This window comes from Nocardiopsis kunsanensis DSM 44524 (genome assembly GCF_000340965.1).
Classification (GTDB): domain Bacteria; phylum Actinomycetota; class Actinomycetes; order Streptosporangiales; family Streptosporangiaceae; genus Nocardiopsis; species Nocardiopsis kunsanensis.
In genome coordinates, this window is sequence record NZ_ANAY01000011.1 from 200,553 (window position 1) to 215,388 (window position 14,836).

General features: G+C 66.3%; 26 protein-coding genes. All 26 read left to right on the top strand.

The genetic code is table 11. The annotated features are described in order from the left end of the window. Positions 1-9: 9 nt before the first annotated feature. Positions 10-375 carry a 50S ribosomal protein L22 gene (gene rplV, locus D456_RS0109590; RefSeq protein ID WP_017575956.1) on the top strand — a complete coding sequence of 122 codons (366 nt, stop codon included), beginning with the start codon at positions 10-12 and terminating at the stop codon, positions 373-375. After that, positions 375-1,157: a 30S ribosomal protein S3 gene (gene rpsC, locus D456_RS0109595; protein WP_017575957.1), complete on the top strand. Its 783-nt coding sequence runs from the start codon at positions 375-377 to the stop codon at positions 1,155-1,157. Before rplV ends, rpsC begins: the two co-directional genes overlap by 1 nt. 3 nt (positions 1,158-1,160) lie before the next feature. After that, on the top strand, positions 1,161-1,580 hold the full coding sequence (gene rplP / locus D456_RS0109600) for a 50S ribosomal protein L16 (RefSeq protein ID WP_017575958.1): 420 nt from the start codon (positions 1,161-1,163) through the stop codon (positions 1,578-1,580). Then, positions 1,580-1,834 carry a 50S ribosomal protein L29 gene (rpmC, locus tag D456_RS0109605; RefSeq protein ID WP_017575959.1) on the top strand — a complete coding sequence of 85 codons (255 nt, stop codon included), beginning with the start codon at positions 1,580-1,582 and terminating at the stop codon, positions 1,832-1,834. Before rplP ends, rpmC begins: the two co-directional genes overlap by 1 nt. After that, entirely contained in the window at positions 1,831-2,109 is a 279-nt protein-coding gene (rpsQ, locus tag D456_RS0109610; protein WP_017575960.1) for a 30S ribosomal protein S17, read from the top strand. The genes rpmC and rpsQ overlap by 4 nt, the downstream gene beginning before the upstream one ends. 104 nt (positions 2,110-2,213) lie before the next feature. Next, the gene (gene rplN, locus D456_RS0109615) at positions 2,214-2,582 is read left to right on the top strand and encodes a 50S ribosomal protein L14 (protein ID WP_017575961.1); all 369 of its coding nucleotides are present in this window, start codon (positions 2,214-2,216) and stop codon (positions 2,580-2,582) included. Positions 2,583-2,585: 3 nt separating this feature from the next. Next, on the top strand, positions 2,586-2,900 hold the full coding sequence (rplX, locus tag D456_RS0109620) for a 50S ribosomal protein L24 (RefSeq protein ID WP_017575962.1): 315 nt from the start codon (positions 2,586-2,588) through the stop codon (positions 2,898-2,900). Further along, on the top strand, positions 2,900-3,475 hold the full coding sequence (gene rplE, locus D456_RS0109625) for a 50S ribosomal protein L5 (protein WP_017575963.1): 576 nt from the start codon (positions 2,900-2,902) through the stop codon (positions 3,473-3,475). The genes rplX and rplE overlap by 1 nt, the downstream gene beginning before the upstream one ends. A 10-nt stretch (positions 3,476-3,485) precedes the next feature. Then, the gene (locus D456_RS0109630; protein ID WP_017575964.1) at positions 3,486-3,671 is read left to right on the top strand and encodes a type Z 30S ribosomal protein S14; all 186 of its coding nucleotides are present in this window, start codon (positions 3,486-3,488) and stop codon (positions 3,669-3,671) included. Positions 3,672-3,962: 291 nt separating this feature from the next. After that, positions 3,963-4,361, top strand: a complete 399-nt coding sequence (rpsH, locus tag D456_RS0109635) for a 30S ribosomal protein S8 (protein WP_017575965.1) — start codon at positions 3,963-3,965, stop codon at positions 4,359-4,361. Between the two features lie 17 nt (positions 4,362-4,378). After that, positions 4,379-4,918, top strand: coding sequence for a 50S ribosomal protein L6 (gene rplF, locus D456_RS0109640; RefSeq protein ID WP_017575966.1), 540 nt, complete (start codon positions 4,379-4,381; stop codon positions 4,916-4,918). A gap of 3 nt (positions 4,919-4,921) precedes the next feature. Further along, complete coding sequence (rplR, locus tag D456_RS0109645) at positions 4,922-5,302, top strand: 50S ribosomal protein L18 (protein ID WP_017575967.1); 381 nt, start codon at positions 4,922-4,924, stop codon at positions 5,300-5,302. A gap of 51 nt (positions 5,303-5,353) precedes the next feature. Continuing rightward, positions 5,354-5,953 (top strand): 30S ribosomal protein S5, encoded by a 600-nt coding sequence (gene rpsE / locus D456_RS0109650; protein WP_017575968.1) that lies wholly within the window; start codon positions 5,354-5,356, stop codon positions 5,951-5,953. Position 5,954: 1 nt separating this feature from the next. Then, positions 5,955-6,140 (top strand): 50S ribosomal protein L30, encoded by a 186-nt coding sequence (rpmD, locus tag D456_RS0109655; protein ID WP_017615396.1) that lies wholly within the window; start codon positions 5,955-5,957, stop codon positions 6,138-6,140. Further along, positions 6,137-6,601, top strand: coding sequence for a 50S ribosomal protein L15 (gene rplO / locus D456_RS0109660; RefSeq protein WP_017575970.1), 465 nt, complete (start codon positions 6,137-6,139; stop codon positions 6,599-6,601). The genes rpmD and rplO overlap by 4 nt, the downstream gene beginning before the upstream one ends. A gap of 293 nt (positions 6,602-6,894) precedes the next feature. Next, positions 6,895-8,208: a preprotein translocase subunit SecY gene (gene secY / locus D456_RS0109665; RefSeq protein WP_017575971.1), complete on the top strand. Its 1,314-nt coding sequence runs from the start codon at positions 6,895-6,897 to the stop codon at positions 8,206-8,208. After that, positions 8,209-8,865, top strand: coding sequence for an adenylate kinase (locus D456_RS0109670; RefSeq protein ID WP_193373820.1), 657 nt, complete (start codon positions 8,209-8,211; stop codon positions 8,863-8,865). Beyond that, a complete protein-coding gene (gene map, locus D456_RS0109675; protein ID WP_017575973.1) occupies positions 8,865-9,686 on the top strand; it encodes a type I methionyl aminopeptidase in 822 nt (273 codons plus the stop codon). Before D456_RS0109670 ends, map begins: the two co-directional genes overlap by 1 nt. 76 nt (positions 9,687-9,762) lie before the next feature. Next, positions 9,763-10,227, top strand: a complete 465-nt coding sequence (locus D456_RS0109680) for a DUF1707 SHOCT-like domain-containing protein (protein WP_017575974.1) — start codon at positions 9,763-9,765, stop codon at positions 10,225-10,227. A gap of 280 nt (positions 10,228-10,507) precedes the next feature. Further along, positions 10,508-10,729, top strand: a complete 222-nt coding sequence (gene infA, locus D456_RS0109685) for a translation initiation factor IF-1 (protein WP_086002075.1) — start codon at positions 10,508-10,510, stop codon at positions 10,727-10,729. A 47-nt stretch (positions 10,730-10,776) separates the two neighbouring features. Then, entirely contained in the window at positions 10,777-10,890 is a 114-nt protein-coding gene (gene rpmJ / locus D456_RS0109690; protein ID WP_017575976.1) for a 50S ribosomal protein L36, read from the top strand. 221 nt (positions 10,891-11,111) lie between these two features. Further along, positions 11,112-11,492, top strand: a complete 381-nt coding sequence (rpsM, locus tag D456_RS0109695; protein WP_017575977.1) for a 30S ribosomal protein S13 — start codon at positions 11,112-11,114, stop codon at positions 11,490-11,492. A gap of 66 nt (positions 11,493-11,558) precedes the next feature. After that, a complete protein-coding gene (gene rpsK, locus D456_RS0109700) occupies positions 11,559-11,963 on the top strand; it encodes a 30S ribosomal protein S11 (RefSeq protein WP_017575978.1) in 405 nt (134 codons plus the stop codon). A gap of 176 nt (positions 11,964-12,139) precedes the next feature. Then, positions 12,140-13,162: a DNA-directed RNA polymerase subunit alpha gene (locus D456_RS0109705; protein ID WP_017575979.1), complete on the top strand. Its 1,023-nt coding sequence runs from the start codon at positions 12,140-12,142 to the stop codon at positions 13,160-13,162. Between the two features lie 66 nt (positions 13,163-13,228). Further along, positions 13,229-13,810 (top strand): 50S ribosomal protein L17, encoded by a 582-nt coding sequence (rplQ, locus tag D456_RS0109710; RefSeq protein ID WP_026115728.1) that lies wholly within the window; start codon positions 13,229-13,231, stop codon positions 13,808-13,810. A 92-nt stretch (positions 13,811-13,902) separates the two neighbouring features. Next, a complete protein-coding gene (truA, locus tag D456_RS0109715; protein ID WP_017575981.1) occupies positions 13,903-14,748 on the top strand; it encodes a tRNA pseudouridine(38-40) synthase TruA in 846 nt (281 codons plus the stop codon). Positions 14,749-14,836 lie beyond the last annotated feature (88 nt).

The window sequence follows — 14,836 nt, forward strand, 5'->3', positions numbered from 1 at the left end:
GGAAAAGCGATGGGAACGAGGGCTCAGGCACGGTTCGTCCGTGTTACGCCCCGGAAGGCCCGCCGGGTGGTGGACCTTATTCGCGGGTTGCCCGCTGACGAGGCACAGGCGGTGCTCCGGTTCGCTCCCCAGTCGGCGAGCGACCCTGTTGGCAAGGTGCTGGCCAGTGCCATCGCCAACGCTGAGCACAACGACAAGCTGGACCGGGAGAACCTCAAGGTCGAGGGCGCGTGGGTGGACGAGGGTCCGACCCTGAAGCGCATCCGACCGCGAGGGTTCGGCCGGGCTTTCCGAGTCACCAAGCGCACGAGCCACATCACCGTGGTCGTCGCCGACTCGGTCGCCTCGTCCAAGACGAAGGAAAGGACCCGATAGTGGGACAGAAGATCAACCCGCACGGGTTCCGCCTCGGTGTGACGACCGACTTCAAGAGCCGCTGGTATGCGGACAAGGCCTACAAGGACTACGTCAAGGAAGACGTCGCGATCCGACGGATGCTGACCCGCGGCATGGAGCGCGCGGGCATCTCCAAGGTCGAGATCGAGCGCACCCGTGACCGTGTCCGCGTCGACGTCTACACGGCCCGGCCGGGCATCGTCATCGGCCGCCGCGGCGTCGAGGCCGACCGCATCCGCACGGACCTGGAGAAGCTGACCGGCAAGCAGGTCCAGCTGAACGTCTTCGAGGTGAAGAACCCCGAGACCGACGCTCAGCTCGTCGCTCAGGGTGTCGCCGAGCAGCTGAGCAGCCGCGTGGCCTTCCGCCGCGCGATGCGCAAGGCTATGCAGAGCGCCATCAAGAGCGGGGCCAAGGGCGTCCGTATCCAGTGCGGTGGCCGTCTGGGCGGGGCCGAGATGTCCCGTTCGGAGTTCTACCGCGAGGGCCGGGTGCCGCTGCACACGCTGCGTGCCGACATCGACTACGGCCTCTTCGAGGCCCGTACGACCTTCGGTCGCATCGGTGTCAAGGTGTGGATCTACAAGGGCGACGCCCCTGTGACCCGCGCCGAGCGCGAGGCCAAGCAGGCCGCGGAGCGCACCGCCGGCGGCGGTCAGCGCCGTGAGCGTCCCCAGCGCCGCCGTCGTGGCGGCGGTGGCGGCCAGCAGGGCAACGAGTCGAAGGCTCCGGCCGAGTCCGCGAAGACCGAGGGGAGCTGAGCCGTGCTTATTCCTCGTAAGGTCAAGTACCGCAAGCAGCACAAGCCCGACCTGCGTGGTGAGGCCAGGGGCGGTACCACCGTCTCCTTCGGTGAGTACGGCATCCAGGCTCTGGAGGCGGCCTACGTCACCAACCGCCAGATCGAGGCGGCTCGTATCGCCATGACCCGGCACATCAAGCGTGGCGGCAAGGTGTGGATCAACATCTTCCCCGACCGCCCCATGACGAAGAAGCCGGCCGAGGTCCGCATGGGCTCCGGTAAGGGTTCTCCGGAGTGGTGGGTCGCTCCGGTCAAGCCGGGCCGCGTGATGTTCGAGCTGTCGGGTGGTGTGCCCGAGCCGGTGGCCAAGGAGGCCCTCCGGCGTGCGATGCACAAGCTCCCGATGAAGTGCAAGATTGTTAAGCGGGAGGTGTGGGAGTAATGGCGAAGACCGTGACTGCCACCGAGCTGCGCGAGCAGTCCATCGAGGACCTGGTCGGCAAGCTCAAGGAAGCCAAGGAAGAGCTCTTCAACCTCCGCTTCCAGGCCGCCACCGGCCAGCTCGACAACCACAGCCGCCTGCGCACCGTCAAGCGCGAGATCGCGCGGATCTACACGGTCCTGCGTGAGCACGAGCTCGGCATCATGCCGCTGTCTGGTGAGTCGGCTGAGGAGACGAAGGAAGCAGCCGAATGACTGAGAACCAGACGCAGACTGCAACGCGTAACTACCGCAAGACCCGTGAGGGTTACGTCGTCAGCGACAAGATGGAAAAGACCGTCGTCGTCGCGGTCGAGGACCGGGACAAGCACGCGCTGTACGGCAAGATCATCCGTCGGACGACCAAGTACAAGGCGCACGACGAGGCGAACTCCTGTGGCGTCGGCGACCGTGTCCTCCTGATGGAGACCCGGCCGCTCTCTGCGACGAAGCGTTGGCGCGTCGCGGAGATCCTGGAGAAGGCTAAGTAGCCCTGGCCTGTCGGCGGCCGGCATCCGGTGTCGGCCGCCGACGCGAGGGGTGAGACCACCTAGCCGTGCGGCAGTGGACCGCACGCATCACATCAGGAGTAGACGTGATTCAGCAGGAGTCGCGACTCAAGATCGCCGACAACACGGGCGCCAAGGAGATCCTCACCGTCCGTGTCCTCGGCGGGTCCGGTCGCCGCTACGCCGGGATCGGCGACACCGTCGTCGGTACGGTGAAGGACGCCCTGCCGGCCGCGGGGATCAAGAAGGGTGACATCGTCAAGGCCGTCATCGTGCGCACCGCCAAGGAGCGCCGTCGGCCCGATGGTTCCTACATCCGTTTCGATGAGAACGCTGCCGTGCTCATCAAGGATGGCGGGGACCCGCGAGGCACCCGTATCTTCGGCCCGGTCGGCCGCGAGCTGCGTGAGAAGAAGTACATGCGCATCATTTCGCTGGCGCCGGAGGTGCTCTGAGCGATGAAGATCAAATCTGGCGACGAGGTGATCGTCCTCGCAGGCAAGGACAAGGGTGCCACCGGCAAGGTCGTCAAGGCCATGCCCCGTGAGGACCGTGTCGTTGTCGAGGGCGTCAACCTGGTCAAGAAGCACCGGAAGGCCAACCCGGCCGGCGGCCAGCAGAGCGAGGTCGTCACCAAGGAGGCCCCGATCCACGTGAGCAATGTTGCGCTCTCGGAGGACGGCAAGGCCACCCGGGTCGGCTACCGCTTCGACGAGCAGGGCGACGAGGTCCGCAAGGTCCGCGTCTCCCGCCGCACCGGTAAGGACATCTGATGACGGTTACGAACGACATCACGGCCCCGCCGATGCCGCGCCTCAAGGAGAAGTACCGCAACGAGATCGTGCCCGCCCTCAAGGACGAGCACGACATCGCCAACATCATGCAGGTTCCCGGTCTCACGAAGATCACCGTGAACATGGGTGTGGGCGAGGCCGCTCGAGACGCGAAGCTGATCCAGGGTGCGGTCGCCGACCTGTCGGCCATCACCGGCCAAAAGCCCAAGATCAACCGAGCCAAGAAGTCCATCGCGCAGTTCAAGCTGCGTGAGGGGATGCCGATCGGCGCCAGCGTCACGCTGCGCGGCGACCGCATGTGGGAGTTCGCCGACCGCCTGCTCTCCCTCGCCCTTCCCCGGATCCGTGACTTCCGTGGTCTGTCCCCGAAGCAGTTCGACGGGAACGGGAACTACACCTTCGGCCTGACCGAGCAGGTCATGTTCCACGAGGTGAACCCGGACAAGATCGACCGGCAGCGTGGGATGGACATCACTGTCGTCACCACCGCGGTCAACGACGAGCAGGGCCGTAGCCTGCTGAAGCGGCTCGGTTTCCCGTTCAAGGAAGCCTGAGGGGTAGGACATGGCTAAGAAGGCGCTGATCGCCAAGCAGCAGCGGAAGCCGAAGTTCGGCGTCCGCGCGTATACTCGGTGCTCGCGGTGCGGCCGTTCGCGTGCAGTCCTCCGGAAGTTCGGCCTCTGCCGTATCTGCTTCCGGGACATGGCTCACCGCGGCGAGCTGCCCGGTATCGCCAAGTCGAGCTGGTAGTTCTCGGCGGGGCCGACCTGGCGCTCATGTCCCCCTGGGAGAGCGCACGGGTCGGCCCCCGCCGGGTGACCGGCCTCGCAATGGCGGTTCCCGAGTGACCGGCCGTCCTCAGGACGGCCCGGTCGTTACACAGAAAAAATGAGACAGGGCACGGTAGTCCCATGGGGACAGCGGTGCCCACGACCACGCCGAAGGTCCGAAGGTGGCCCCGGCACCGGCTCCGGCCGGTACGGGAATGGGTCCTGGGAAGACCCGCACACGGAAACCGCGGTGAGGAAGGGCCAGTCGGCCATGACAATGACCGACCCGATCGCAGACATGCTGACGCGTCTGCGTAACGCGAATTCGGCTTTCCACGACACCGTCGCGATGCCGTATTCCAAGATCAAGGCGCACATCGCCGCGATCCTCCAGCAGGAGGGCTTCATCGAGGGCTGGCGCACCGAGGACGCCCAGGTGGGCAAGAACCTCGTGCTGGACCTGAAGTACGGCCCCACCCGTGAGCGTTCGATCGCCGGCATCCGCCGCGTCTCCAAGCCGGGCCTGCGGGTCTACGCCAAGCAGGAGAACCTGCCGCGAGTGCTCGGTGGTCTTGGCGTCGCGATCATTTCGACGTCCGGTGGCCTGATGACCGACAAGCAGGCCAAGAAGAACGGCGTTGGCGGCGAAGTCCTCGCCTACGTCTGGTAATAGGGAGAGATTGAAGCATGTCGCGTATCGGTCGACTGCCGATCTCGGCCCCTAAGGGCGTCGAAGTCACGATCAACGGGCAAGACGTCACTGTCAAGGGGCCGAAGGGCGAACTCAAGCACACCATCGCCGACCCGATCACCGCCTCCAAGGACGAGGACGGTGTGATCACGGTGGTGCGTCCCGACGACGACCCGGAGAACCGTTCGCTGCACGGGCTGACCCGGTCCATCCTGGCCAACCTGGTCAAGGGTGTCTCCGAGGGTTACTCCAAGACGCTGGAGATCCACGGTGTGGGTTACCGCGTCCAGGCCCGCGGCCAGAACCTGGAGTTCTCGCTCGGCTACAGCCACCCTGTCGTGGTGGAGCCGCCCGAGGGCATCACCTTCCGCGTGGAGAAGCCGACGATCTTCCACGTCGAAGGCATCGACAAGCAGCTCGTGGGTCAGATCGCCGCGAACATCCGCGGTCTGCGCAAGCCTGACCCCTACAAGGCCAAGGGCGTTCGCTACCAGGGTGAGCACATCCGCCGCAAGGCCGGAAAGGCTGGTAAGTAGGCAATGGGCATCACCGTGAGCCGTAAGCGAACGGCCAAGCACACGACCGCGCGCCTGCGTCGGCACCACCGGGGCCGGAAGAAGATCGTCGGCACCCCCGAGCGCCCGCGCTTGAACGTGTTCCGCTCCTCGAAGCACATCGTGGTGCAGGTCATCGACGACACCCAGGGCCACACCCTGGCCGCTGCTTCCAGCGTCGAGGCCGACCTCCGTGCGACCGAGGGAACCAAGACCGAGAAGTCCGTCAAGGTGGGTGAGCTCGTCGCGCAGCGCGCCAAGGAGGCCGGGGTCACCCAGGTCGTCTTCGACCGCGGAGGCAACCGGTACGCCGGTCGCATCGCCGCGCTCGCCGAGGCGGCGCGAGAAGGCGGACTGGAGTTCTGATCCGATGACCTTCGTTACGCACAAGAGCAACCACGAGAAGAGGAACCACTGATGGCTGCAGCACCGCGGCGCGGCGCCGGTGGCGAGCGGCGTGATCGCCGTGACGATCGCCGCGGCGGCGCAGACAAGGGTGTCTCCTACATGGAGAAGGTCGTGACCATCAACAGGGTCGCGAAGGTCGTCAAGGGCGGCCGTCGCTTCTCCTTCACCGCCCTGGTCGTCGTCGGTGACGGCGACGGCATGGTCGGTGTGGGTTACGGCAAGGCCAAGGAAGTCCCCTCCGCCATCGCCAAGGGTGTCGAGGAAGCGAAGAAGAACTTCTTCCGCGTCCCGCGTATCCAGGGCACCATCACGCACAAGATCACGGGCGAGGAGGCCGCCGGCATCGTCATGCTGCGCCCGGCCGCCCCCGGTACCGGTGTCATCGCCGGTGGACCGGTCCGTGCAGTCCTGGAGTGCGCCGGGATCCACGACGTCCTGAGCAAGTCGCTCGGGTCCGCGAACCCGCTGAACATCGTGCACGCCACCGTCGCCGCGCTCAAGGGGCTCAACCAGCCCGAGGAGATCGCGGCCCGCCGGGGTCTGCCGCTCGAGGACGTCGCTCCGGCCGCCATGCTGCGTGCCCGCGCCGAGGCGAAGGCAGGTGCCTGAGATGGCCGACCTGAAGATCACACAGACCCGGTCCCTGATCGGGGGTAAGGAGAAGCAGGCCGCTGCTCTCCAGACTCTCGGTCTGGGCCGGATCGGTAAGTCCACCGTCCGTGAGGACCGTCCCGAGGTGCGTGGGCAGATCACGATCGTTTCGCACCTCGTCAGTGTCGAGGAGGTCGCGAAGTGAGCGACTACAGCCCCGACGAGCCGCTCAAGTTGCACCACCTGCAGCCGGCCCCCGGCGCCAACAAGTCCAAGATCCGCAAGGGTCGCGGTGAGGCGTCCAAGGGCAAGACCGCCGGTCGCGGTACCAAGGGCACGAAGGCTCGTAGCACCGTTCCCGTCGGTTTCGAGGGTGGCCAGATGCCCCTCATCCGCCGGGTGCCCAAGCTCAAGGGCTTCAGCAACGCCCGGTTCAAGACGATCTATCAGGTCGTGAACCTGGACAGGATCGGGGAGCTGTTCCCCCAGGGCGGCCAGGTCGGTATCGACGACCTGGTGGCCAAGGGCGCCGTTCGTAAGAACGAGCCGGTCAAGGTCCTGGGCACGGGTGAGATCAACGTCGCCGTCCAGGTGAGCGCCACGGCGTTCTCCGGCTCGGCAAAGGAGAAGATCGCCGCCGCCGGTGGTTCCACCACCGAGGTCTAGGGATCTTCCCGGGTATGCAGCGCAAGGGGCGTCCGCACGGCGGGTCATCACGACCGGCCGGCGGGCGCCCCGCGTTGTTCGGTCCGTGGGACGTGAGTGGCGATCGTTATGGCTCACGAACTGATATGGGCGCGTGATGGCTGTTACAGTGCCATCTGTTTAAGCTTCCCGATTGACCTAATGTGAAAACTTCCGAGCACAGGGCGACCAGCCCGTGCTGAGGCTCTACGACGATCAGGATCGGCCGCGATGTCTGGAATCCGTTCCGCCGCCGAAACCGCGCAGGAGGAGACGTGCTAGGTGCGTTCGTTCGTGCATTCCGCACGCCCGACCTGCGCAACAAGTTGCTGTTCACACTGTTCATCCTGACGCTGTTCCGGCTCGGCTCGGTGATCCCCGCCCCGGGGATCGACTCCGCGGCGATCCGGGAGCAGATGGAGGCGGTCACAGCCTCCGACCAGACCGGTGTGTACACACTGATCAACCTGTTCAGCGGTGGCGCTCTGCTGCAACTGGCGGTGTTCGCACTCGGGGTCATGCCTTACATCACCGCGAGCATCATCATCAACCTGCTCACTGTGGTGATCCCGCACCTGGAACGCCTCAAGAAGGAGGGGCAGTCCGGGCAGGCCAAGATCACGCAGTACACGCGTTACCTGACCCTGATGCTGGCCGTGCTGCAGGCCACCAGCATCGTTGCGATGGCCCGTACGGGTGCGCTCTTCCAGAACCAGATCCCGGCGTCGGTCTACATGCCGAATCAGGACATCCTCACCCTGGTGACGATCGTCTTCACGATGACCGCGGGTACCGCGATCATCATGTGGTTCGGTGAGCTCATCACCGAGCGCGGTGTCGGCAACGGTATGTCGCTGCTGATCTTCACCCAGGTCATCGCGATGTTCCCCTCCTCGATCATGAGCATGTACGAGGAGCGCTCCGTCTGGATCTTCGCCGTCATCTGCATCGCCGGCCTGGCGCTCATCACGGCGGTGGTCTTCATGGAGCAGGCCCAGCGCCGCATCCCGGTGCAGTACGCCAAGCGCATGGTCGGACGCCGCATGTACGGGGGCAGCTCGACCTACATCCCGCTGAAGGTCAACCAGGCGGGCATCATCCCTGTGATCTTCGCCTCCTCCCTGCTGTACCTGCCCCAGCTGATCGTGGGGCTCATGGGCCAGGACTCCACCCACCCGGTGGCGGAGTTCTTCCAGACCTACTTCCTCACGGGGACGCACCCCGTCTACATGGTGACCTTCTTCGTCATGATCGTGGGCTTCGCGTTCTTCTACGTCGCGATCACGTTCAACCCCAGTGAAGTCGCCGACAACATGAAGAAGTACGGTGGTTTCATCCCGGGTATCAGGCCCGGGCGTCCGACCGCGGAGTACCTGGACTACGTGCTCACGCGTCTGACGACGCCCGGATCCCTGTACCTGGGTGTGATCGCTCTTCTCCCGATGGTCGCGCTCGGAGCCACCGGCGCCGACATGAACTTCCCCTTCGGCGGGACGAGCATTCTGATCATGGTCGGTGTCGGGCTGGACACGGTGAAGCAGATCGAGAGTCACCTCCAGCAGAGGAACTACGAAGGTTTTCTGCGATAAATGCGCGCTGTATTGGTGGGTCCGCCTGGGGCCGGTAAAGGCACCCAGGCCCAGATCCTCGCGACCGAGCTGTCGATCCCGAAGGTGTCCACCGGTGACATCTTCCGGGCCAACGTCAGCGGTGGCACGGAGCTTGGCAAGAAAGCCAAGGAGTACATGGACCGAGGGGACCTGGTCCCCGACGAGGTCACCAACGCGATGGTCAAGGACCGTCTGGCACAGGACGACGCGGCCGGGGGCTTCCTGCTCGACGGTTTCCCGCGCAACGTCCCCCAGGCGGAGACGCTGAAGACCATGCTCGCCGACCTGGGCTCGGGGCTGGACGTGGTCCTGGAGCTGAGGGTCGACGAGGAGGAGGTCGTCAAGCGTCTCTCGGGGCGGCGCTCCTGCCGGGAGTGCGGCCGTGTCTACCACGTCGAGTACGACGCCCCGAAGGTTGCGGGCCGGTGCGACGACGACGGCACCGAGCTGTACCAGCGCGAGGACGACCGGGAGGAGACCATCCGGCACCGCCTGAAGGTCTACCGGGACCAGACCGCGCCGCTGGTGGAGTTCTACGAGGCCGAAGGGTTGTTGGCCACCATCGCGGCGACGGGCCCGGTCACCGAGGTTTCCGAGCGCGCCATGGCGGCGATCCGGGAGAAGGCGTCCTCCTGATGATCCGCAGAAGCGAACCGGTGCAGATCAAGACCCCGGAACAGATCGAACTGATGAGGGGTGCGGGCCGTGTCGTGGCCCGTGCTCTCGACGCCGTGCGGGACGCCGTCCGGCCCGGTGTTTCGACCCTCGAGCTGGACGCGGTCGCTGAGAAGATCATCCGGGACGCCGGTGCCGTGCCGTCCTTCAAGGGTTACCACGGTTTCCCCGGTTCGATCTGTGCCTCGGTCAACGAGCAGGTCGTCCACGGGATCCCGAGCGCCGGGACCGTGCTCTCCGACGGTGACATCGTCTCTGTCGACTGCGGGGCGATCCTGGACGGTTGGCACGGCGACTCCGCCGTCACGGTGGTCGCCGGAACCCCGCGCGACGAGGACCTGCGCATGATGGCCGTGTGCGAGGAGTCGATGTGGCAGGGTATCGCCCAGATGCGTGTGGGCGGTCGTCTGAGCGACATCAGTCACGCCATCGGCACCTACATCGCCGACAACGGTGGTTACGGCAACGTGCGTGAGTACGGGGGACACGGCATCGGGACCGAGATGCACATGGACCCGCACGTGCTCAACTACGGCCGTAAGGGCAGGGGCGTCAAGCTGGTCGAGGGCATGTGCCTGGCGATCGAGCCGATGACGACCATGCGCGGGCACGAGGTGATCACCCTCGACGACGACTGGACCGTGGTCACCCGCGACGGCGGCAGGGCGGCCCACTTCGAGCACTCGGTGGCCATCACCGCCGAGGGGCCGATGGTTCTGACGGCTCGCGAGGACAACCGCGATAAGATCACGGACATGGGATTCGTCCAGCCGAACTGGTGACGGCCCGGCGCCGGCCCGAGGAAACGGGGTCGAGGGCCCGGGATGTCACCGCCCTCTTCCTTGCGAGGTGCGCGCAGTGTCCGACCAGGCTCCGTCCATGAGGATCTCCGATTCCGAACGTGATCGGGTCGCCCAGCTGCTCCAGGAGCACTTCGCTCAGGGGCGGTTGGACCACGAGGAGTTCACCGAACGCCTCTCCGGTGCCTACAAGTCGCGTACCGAGGCCGAGCTTGCCCGGGTCACCGAGGACCTTCCCGAACGCGACCTGGCCGAGCTGCGGAGCGCGGACCGGGTACCGGAGGAGGCCTCGATCCCTCCGTTGAAATGGAGTGATCCCGCTCTCCTGATCCCCTGGTTCCTGTGGGGCGGGGTCAACCTCCTCTGCTTCGTCATCTGGTTGATCGTCGCCCTCACCACCGACCACTACTATCCCTGGTTCCTGTGGGTCCTGTTCCCGTGGGGAATCCTCATGGGGCTGGTGACGCTCGGAGTGGTGTGGGGACAGCGCGGAAGCGAGGACGGCGGTTCCGCAAGTAACTGACCGGTCCCCTTCCGGGGTAGGCTGTACCGCCCCTTGGCGGGAGTACTTGCCCCGAGGGGATAGACTTACATTGCCCATACGCGGGCTGTTGGGTCAGTCTGCCTTCCTCGTTGCGCGTCCATACGGCGCACGCTCTTGCAGTTGGCCCGAGCTTCCAGTGGATTCTGGCGTCGGTGACGGGTGTGACCAGTCGTCGCCGGGGCCCTCGTGTCATGCCAGGACCGTTGGGGACGCGTCGGGTTGTCCTGATCAACCAATCTATGAGCGAGGCGTGGAGGACATGGCAAAGAAAGACGGCGCCATCGAGATCGAGGGTTCCGTTGTCGAGTCCCTACCCAACGCTGTGTTCAAGGTAGAGCTCGACAACGGGCACCAGGTCCTTGCCCATATCAGTGGCAAGATGCGGATGAACTACATCCGTATTCTTCCCGACGACCGCGTCGTCGTGGAGCTGAGCCCGTACGATCTCACGCGCGGGCGCATCGTTTACCGCTACAAGTAGCCGGCTCGGGGCCGCACGGCCCGGAGCGGCATGAGTTCGGAGTCACCATGAAGGTCAAGCCGAGCGTGAAGAAGATGTGCGCGAGGTGCCGCGTGATCAGCCGTAACAGGCGGGTCATGGTCATCTGCTCGGACCCGCGCCACAAGCAGCGCCAGGGCTGATGCCCCGGCGGGCTTGCTGCGGGTTCACGCATCGCAAGCACGCGTCCCGGGCCCTCCCGGGAAGTTGTGGAACAACGAAAACCCGTCCCGATTCCCGTTCGATCGCATCATTGACGGTCCGGGAACCACCCCTGGTCGGAGGCCGGGGCCTCGTCGATTGGGCGACGAGAGGGTGGGACGGGTACAGACCTCCGCACAAGCAGAGATGGAGTATCGCCCACATGGCACGTATTGCCGGCGTGGACCTCCCCCGCGACAAGCGGGTGGAGATCGCTCTCACGTACGTCTTCGGGATCGGTCGCACGCGCGCGGCCGAGACCGTCAGCAGCACTGGTGTCGACGGCAGCACCCGTATCCACGAGCTCTCCGAGGAAGACCTCGTCAAGCTCCGCGAGTGGATCGAGAACACCTACCAGGTCGAGGGTGACCTGCGCCGCGAGGTGCAGGCCGACATCCGTCGCAAGATGGAGATCGGTAGCTACCAGGGCATCCGTCACCGTCGTGGTGTGCCCGTCCGCGGCCAGCGCACGCAGACCAACGCGCGCACCCGTAAGGGCAAGAAGAAGACCGTGGCCGGTAAGAAGAAGTCCGGCAAGAAGTAGTCCGCTCGGACCATCCACCGTGTCCGAGAACCGTTAACGGACCGATGATCTCTGGGAGTTTCGCCAATGCCGCCTAAGGGCCGTCAGGGTGCCGCGCGCAAGGTGCGCCGCAAGGAAAAGAAGAACATTGTCCACGGACACGCTCACATCAAGAGCACGTTCAACAACACGGTCGTGACCATCACCGACCCGAACGGTGCCGTGATCTCGTGGGCCAGCTCCGGTCAGGTCGGCTTCAAGGGTTCGCGTAAGTCGACCCCCTACGCCGCTCAGATGGCCGCCGAGTCCTCCGCACGCCGTGCCCAGGAGCACGGCGTCCGCAAGGTGGACGTGTTCGTGAAGGGCCCGGGGTCGGGCCGGGAGACCGCCATCCGTTCGCTGCAGGCGACCGGTCTGGAGGTCGGCTCCATTCAGGACGTCACCCCGGTTCCGCACAACGGCTGCCGTCCGCCCAAGCGCCGCCGGGTCTGATCCCGCCCTCGGCGCCCGCGTGCCTGCCCCGCGGGCGCCGTGCCGCGCTTGTTGGCCGTGTTCCCGTCCCGGGAACGCGTGCTGGGTAGGAATCCGGTCAACGGGCACCCGTCCGGTGGTGCCCGTCAGGTGGTCGTCAAATAGCGGGCGGCCATGTGGAAGGGAAGACACGGACCATGTTGATCGCACAGCGTCCCACGCTCACCGAGGAAGTCGTCTCGGACCTGCGCTCGAAATTCGTCATCGAGCCGCTCGAGCCGGGCTTCGGCTACACCATCGGCAACTCGCTCCGGCGCACGTTGCTGTCCTCCATCCCCGGTGCGGCTGTCACCAGCATCCGCATCGAGGGCGTCGAGCACGAGTTCACCACCGTGCCCGGGGTCAAGGAGGACGTCACCGAGATGATCCTCAACCTCAAGGGCCTGGTCGTCAGCTCCGAGCACGACGAGCCGGTGCTGATGTACCTGCGCAAGCAGGGCCCCGGTGTAGTGACCGCCGCGGACATCGCTCCGCCGGCCGGTGTCGAGGTTCACAACCCCGACCTGCACCTGGCCACGCTCAACGGCAAGGGCAAGCTCGAGATGGAGCTGACGGTCGAGCGCGGCCGCGGTTACGTCTCGGCGACGCAGAACAAGCAGCAGGGTCAGGAGATCGGCCGTATCCCGATCGACTCGATCTACTCCCCGGTGCTGCGTGTGACCTACAAGGTCGAGGCCACCCGTGTCGAGCAGCGCACCGACTTCGACCGCCTGATCGTCGACATCGAGTCCAAGCCGGCCATCCGTCCCCGTGACGCCGTGGCCAGCGCGGGCAAGACCCTGGTCGAGCTCTTCGGTCTGGCGCGCGAGCTCAACGTCGACGCCGAGGGCATCGACATGGGCCCGTCGCCGACGGACGCCGCGCTCGCGGCGGATCTGGCGCTGCCGATCGAGGACCTCAACCTCACGGTCCGGTCCTACAACTGCCTCAAGCGTGAGGGGATCCACAGCGTCGGTGAGCTGGTTGCCCGCTCCGAGCAGGACCTGTTGGACATCCGCAACTTCGGTGCCAAGTCCATCGACGAGGTGAAGCAGAAGCTCGTCGACATGGGCCTGTCGCTGAAGGACTCCCCTCCCGGATTCGACCCCGGCTCCGCGGCCGACTCCTTCGGCTCCGAGGACGACGAGGGCGAGTCCTTCGTCGAGACGGAGCAGTACTAGACCTTCGTCGCCCAATGGTCCCCGGCCGAGTGCTGCCGTGGACCGCACCACTAGGAGAACGACACCATGCCCACGCCTACGAAGGGCGCCCGTCTGGGTTCCGGGCCGGCCCACGAGCGGCACATGCTGGCGAACCTCGCCACCTCGCTGCTCACCCACGGCCGTATCCGTACCACCGAGACCAAGGCCAAGCGTCTGCGTCCCTACGTCGAGAAGCTGATCACCCTCGGCAAGCGCGGTGACCTGCACGCCCGTCGCCAGGTGCTGACCAAGATCACCGACAAGGCCGTCGTGCACGAGCTGTTCACCGAGATCGGCCCGCGCTTCGAGAACCGTCCCGGTGGTTACACCCGCATCACCAAGATCGGTCCGCGTAAGGGCGACAACGCCCCGATGGCCGTGATCGAGCTGGTCGAGGCCATGGCCGCCCCGGCAGCCCCGGCTGCCCCGGCCGCTCCCGCGGAGGAGGTCTCCTCCGAGGAGGCCCCCGAGGCCGAGGAGATCCCCGAGGCCGAGAAGGTCTCCGCCGAGGAGACCACCGGGGCCTCGGAAGCAGGGGACCAGCCTGCCGAGGACACCACGTCGGAGCAGAACGCTCAGGCCCGGGAGACCGCTCAGGCCGAGGGCGACAAGTCCGACGACAAGTAAGTCACGATGCGCGGCGTCTTCGCGCGCTTCCTGCCGAGTGCCCGATCCCCGTGGGGTCGGGCACTCGTCGTATCCGGGACGGGACAGCAACGATGGACGTGAACGAGATGACGGTCGGAGGCCCCGAACTGGTGCGGGTGCGCTTCGACATCGCCTACGACGGCACCGACTTCTCCGGATGGGCCACCCAGCCGACCCGGCGTACCGTCCAGGGTGAGCTGGAGGAGGCGCTGGCCAAGGTGCTGCGCCTGCCGTCGGTGTCGACGACCTGTGCGGGGCGCACCGACGCGGGTGTGCACGCGCGGGGGCAGGTGGCCCAGGCCGACGTGCCGCTGGAGACGTGGGAGCGCGAGGGCGAGCATGTCCTGCGGCGTCTGGCCGGTGTGCTGCCCAAGGACGTACGGGTCAACGACGCGCGTGTGGCCCCGCCCGGGTTCGACGCCCGTTTCTCGCCCCTGTTCCGGCGTTACCTGTACCGGGTCAGCGATGCGCCCTACGGTGTGGACCCGTTGCGGCGGAGGGACGTGCTGTGGCACCGGCACCCGTTGGACACGGACCGGATGAACGCCGCTGCCGAGCGGTTGCGTGGTGAGCACGACTTCGCCGCGTACTGCAAGAAGCGGGAGGGTGCGACCACCATCCGCGAGCTGCTGCACCTGTCGTGGGAGCGGGTGGACGAGCACCTGCTGCACGGAACGGTCCAGGCGGACGCGTTCTGCCACAACATGGTGCGTGCGCTCGTGGGAGCGATGCTGGCGGTCGGCGACGGCCGCCGTGCGGTCGAATGGCCGGGGGAGGTACTGCGGTCGGGTGTGCGCGATTCGTCGGTGCACGTGGTGGGGCCGCAGGGGCTGAGCCTGGAGGAGGTGTACTACCCCCCGGAGGAGGAGCTCGCTTCGCGCGCGTCCGCGAGCCGGAGGGTGCGGGAGCTGCCCTGACGCGGCAGTGCGTGTGCGGGTGTCCGGGATCGCCCCGGACGGGCCGCCCGGGGAAGACACGTGGGGCGGCGGCCGGTGCGGCCGCCGC

What these genes read in the sequence shown, in the direction of transcription:
- rpsE (WP_017575968.1), top strand. Translation starts at nt 5,354, where the DNA reads ATGGCTGCAGCACCGCGGCGCGGCGCCGGTGGCGAGCGGCGTGATCGC.
- D456_RS0109670 (WP_193373820.1), top strand. Translation starts at nt 8,209, where the DNA reads ATGCGCGCTGTATTGGTGGGTCCGCCTGGGGCCGGTAAAGGCACCCAG.
- rpsH (WP_017575965.1), top strand. Translation starts at nt 3,963, where the DNA reads ATGACAATGACCGACCCGATCGCAGACATGCTGACGCGTCTGCGTAAC.
- rpmC (WP_017575959.1), top strand. Translation starts at nt 1,580, where the DNA reads ATGGCGAAGACCGTGACTGCCACCGAGCTGCGCGAGCAGTCCATCGAG.
- rplQ (WP_026115728.1), top strand. Translation starts at nt 13,229, where the DNA reads ATGCCCACGCCTACGAAGGGCGCCCGTCTGGGTTCCGGGCCGGCCCAC.
- rpmJ (WP_017575976.1), top strand. Translation starts at nt 10,777, where the DNA reads ATGAAGGTCAAGCCGAGCGTGAAGAAGATGTGCGCGAGGTGCCGCGTG.
- infA (WP_086002075.1), top strand. Translation starts at nt 10,508, where the DNA reads ATGGCAAAGAAAGACGGCGCCATCGAGATCGAGGGTTCCGTTGTCGAG.
- rplF (WP_017575966.1), top strand. Translation starts at nt 4,379, where the DNA reads ATGTCGCGTATCGGTCGACTGCCGATCTCGGCCCCTAAGGGCGTCGAA.
- map (WP_017575973.1), top strand. Translation starts at nt 8,865, where the DNA reads ATGATCCGCAGAAGCGAACCGGTGCAGATCAAGACCCCGGAACAGATC.
- D456_RS0109630 (WP_017575964.1), top strand. Translation starts at nt 3,486, where the DNA reads ATGGCTAAGAAGGCGCTGATCGCCAAGCAGCAGCGGAAGCCGAAGTTC.
- D456_RS0109705 (WP_017575979.1), top strand. Translation starts at nt 12,140, where the DNA reads ATGTTGATCGCACAGCGTCCCACGCTCACCGAGGAAGTCGTCTCGGAC.
- rpsQ (WP_017575960.1), top strand. Translation starts at nt 1,831, where the DNA reads ATGACTGAGAACCAGACGCAGACTGCAACGCGTAACTACCGCAAGACC.
- truA (WP_017575981.1), top strand. Translation starts at nt 13,903, where the DNA reads ATGGACGTGAACGAGATGACGGTCGGAGGCCCCGAACTGGTGCGGGTG.
- rplX (WP_017575962.1), top strand. Translation starts at nt 2,586, where the DNA reads ATGAAGATCAAATCTGGCGACGAGGTGATCGTCCTCGCAGGCAAGGAC.
- rplR (WP_017575967.1), top strand. Translation starts at nt 4,922, where the DNA reads ATGGGCATCACCGTGAGCCGTAAGCGAACGGCCAAGCACACGACCGCG.
- rpsM (WP_017575977.1), top strand. Translation starts at nt 11,112, where the DNA reads ATGGCACGTATTGCCGGCGTGGACCTCCCCCGCGACAAGCGGGTGGAG.
- rplE (WP_017575963.1), top strand. Translation starts at nt 2,900, where the DNA reads ATGACGGTTACGAACGACATCACGGCCCCGCCGATGCCGCGCCTCAAG.
- rpmD (WP_017615396.1), top strand. Translation starts at nt 5,955, where the DNA reads ATGGCCGACCTGAAGATCACACAGACCCGGTCCCTGATCGGGGGTAAG.
- rpsK (WP_017575978.1), top strand. Translation starts at nt 11,559, where the DNA reads ATGCCGCCTAAGGGCCGTCAGGGTGCCGCGCGCAAGGTGCGCCGCAAG.
- rplV (WP_017575956.1), top strand. Translation starts at nt 10, where the DNA reads ATGGGAACGAGGGCTCAGGCACGGTTCGTCCGTGTTACGCCCCGGAAG.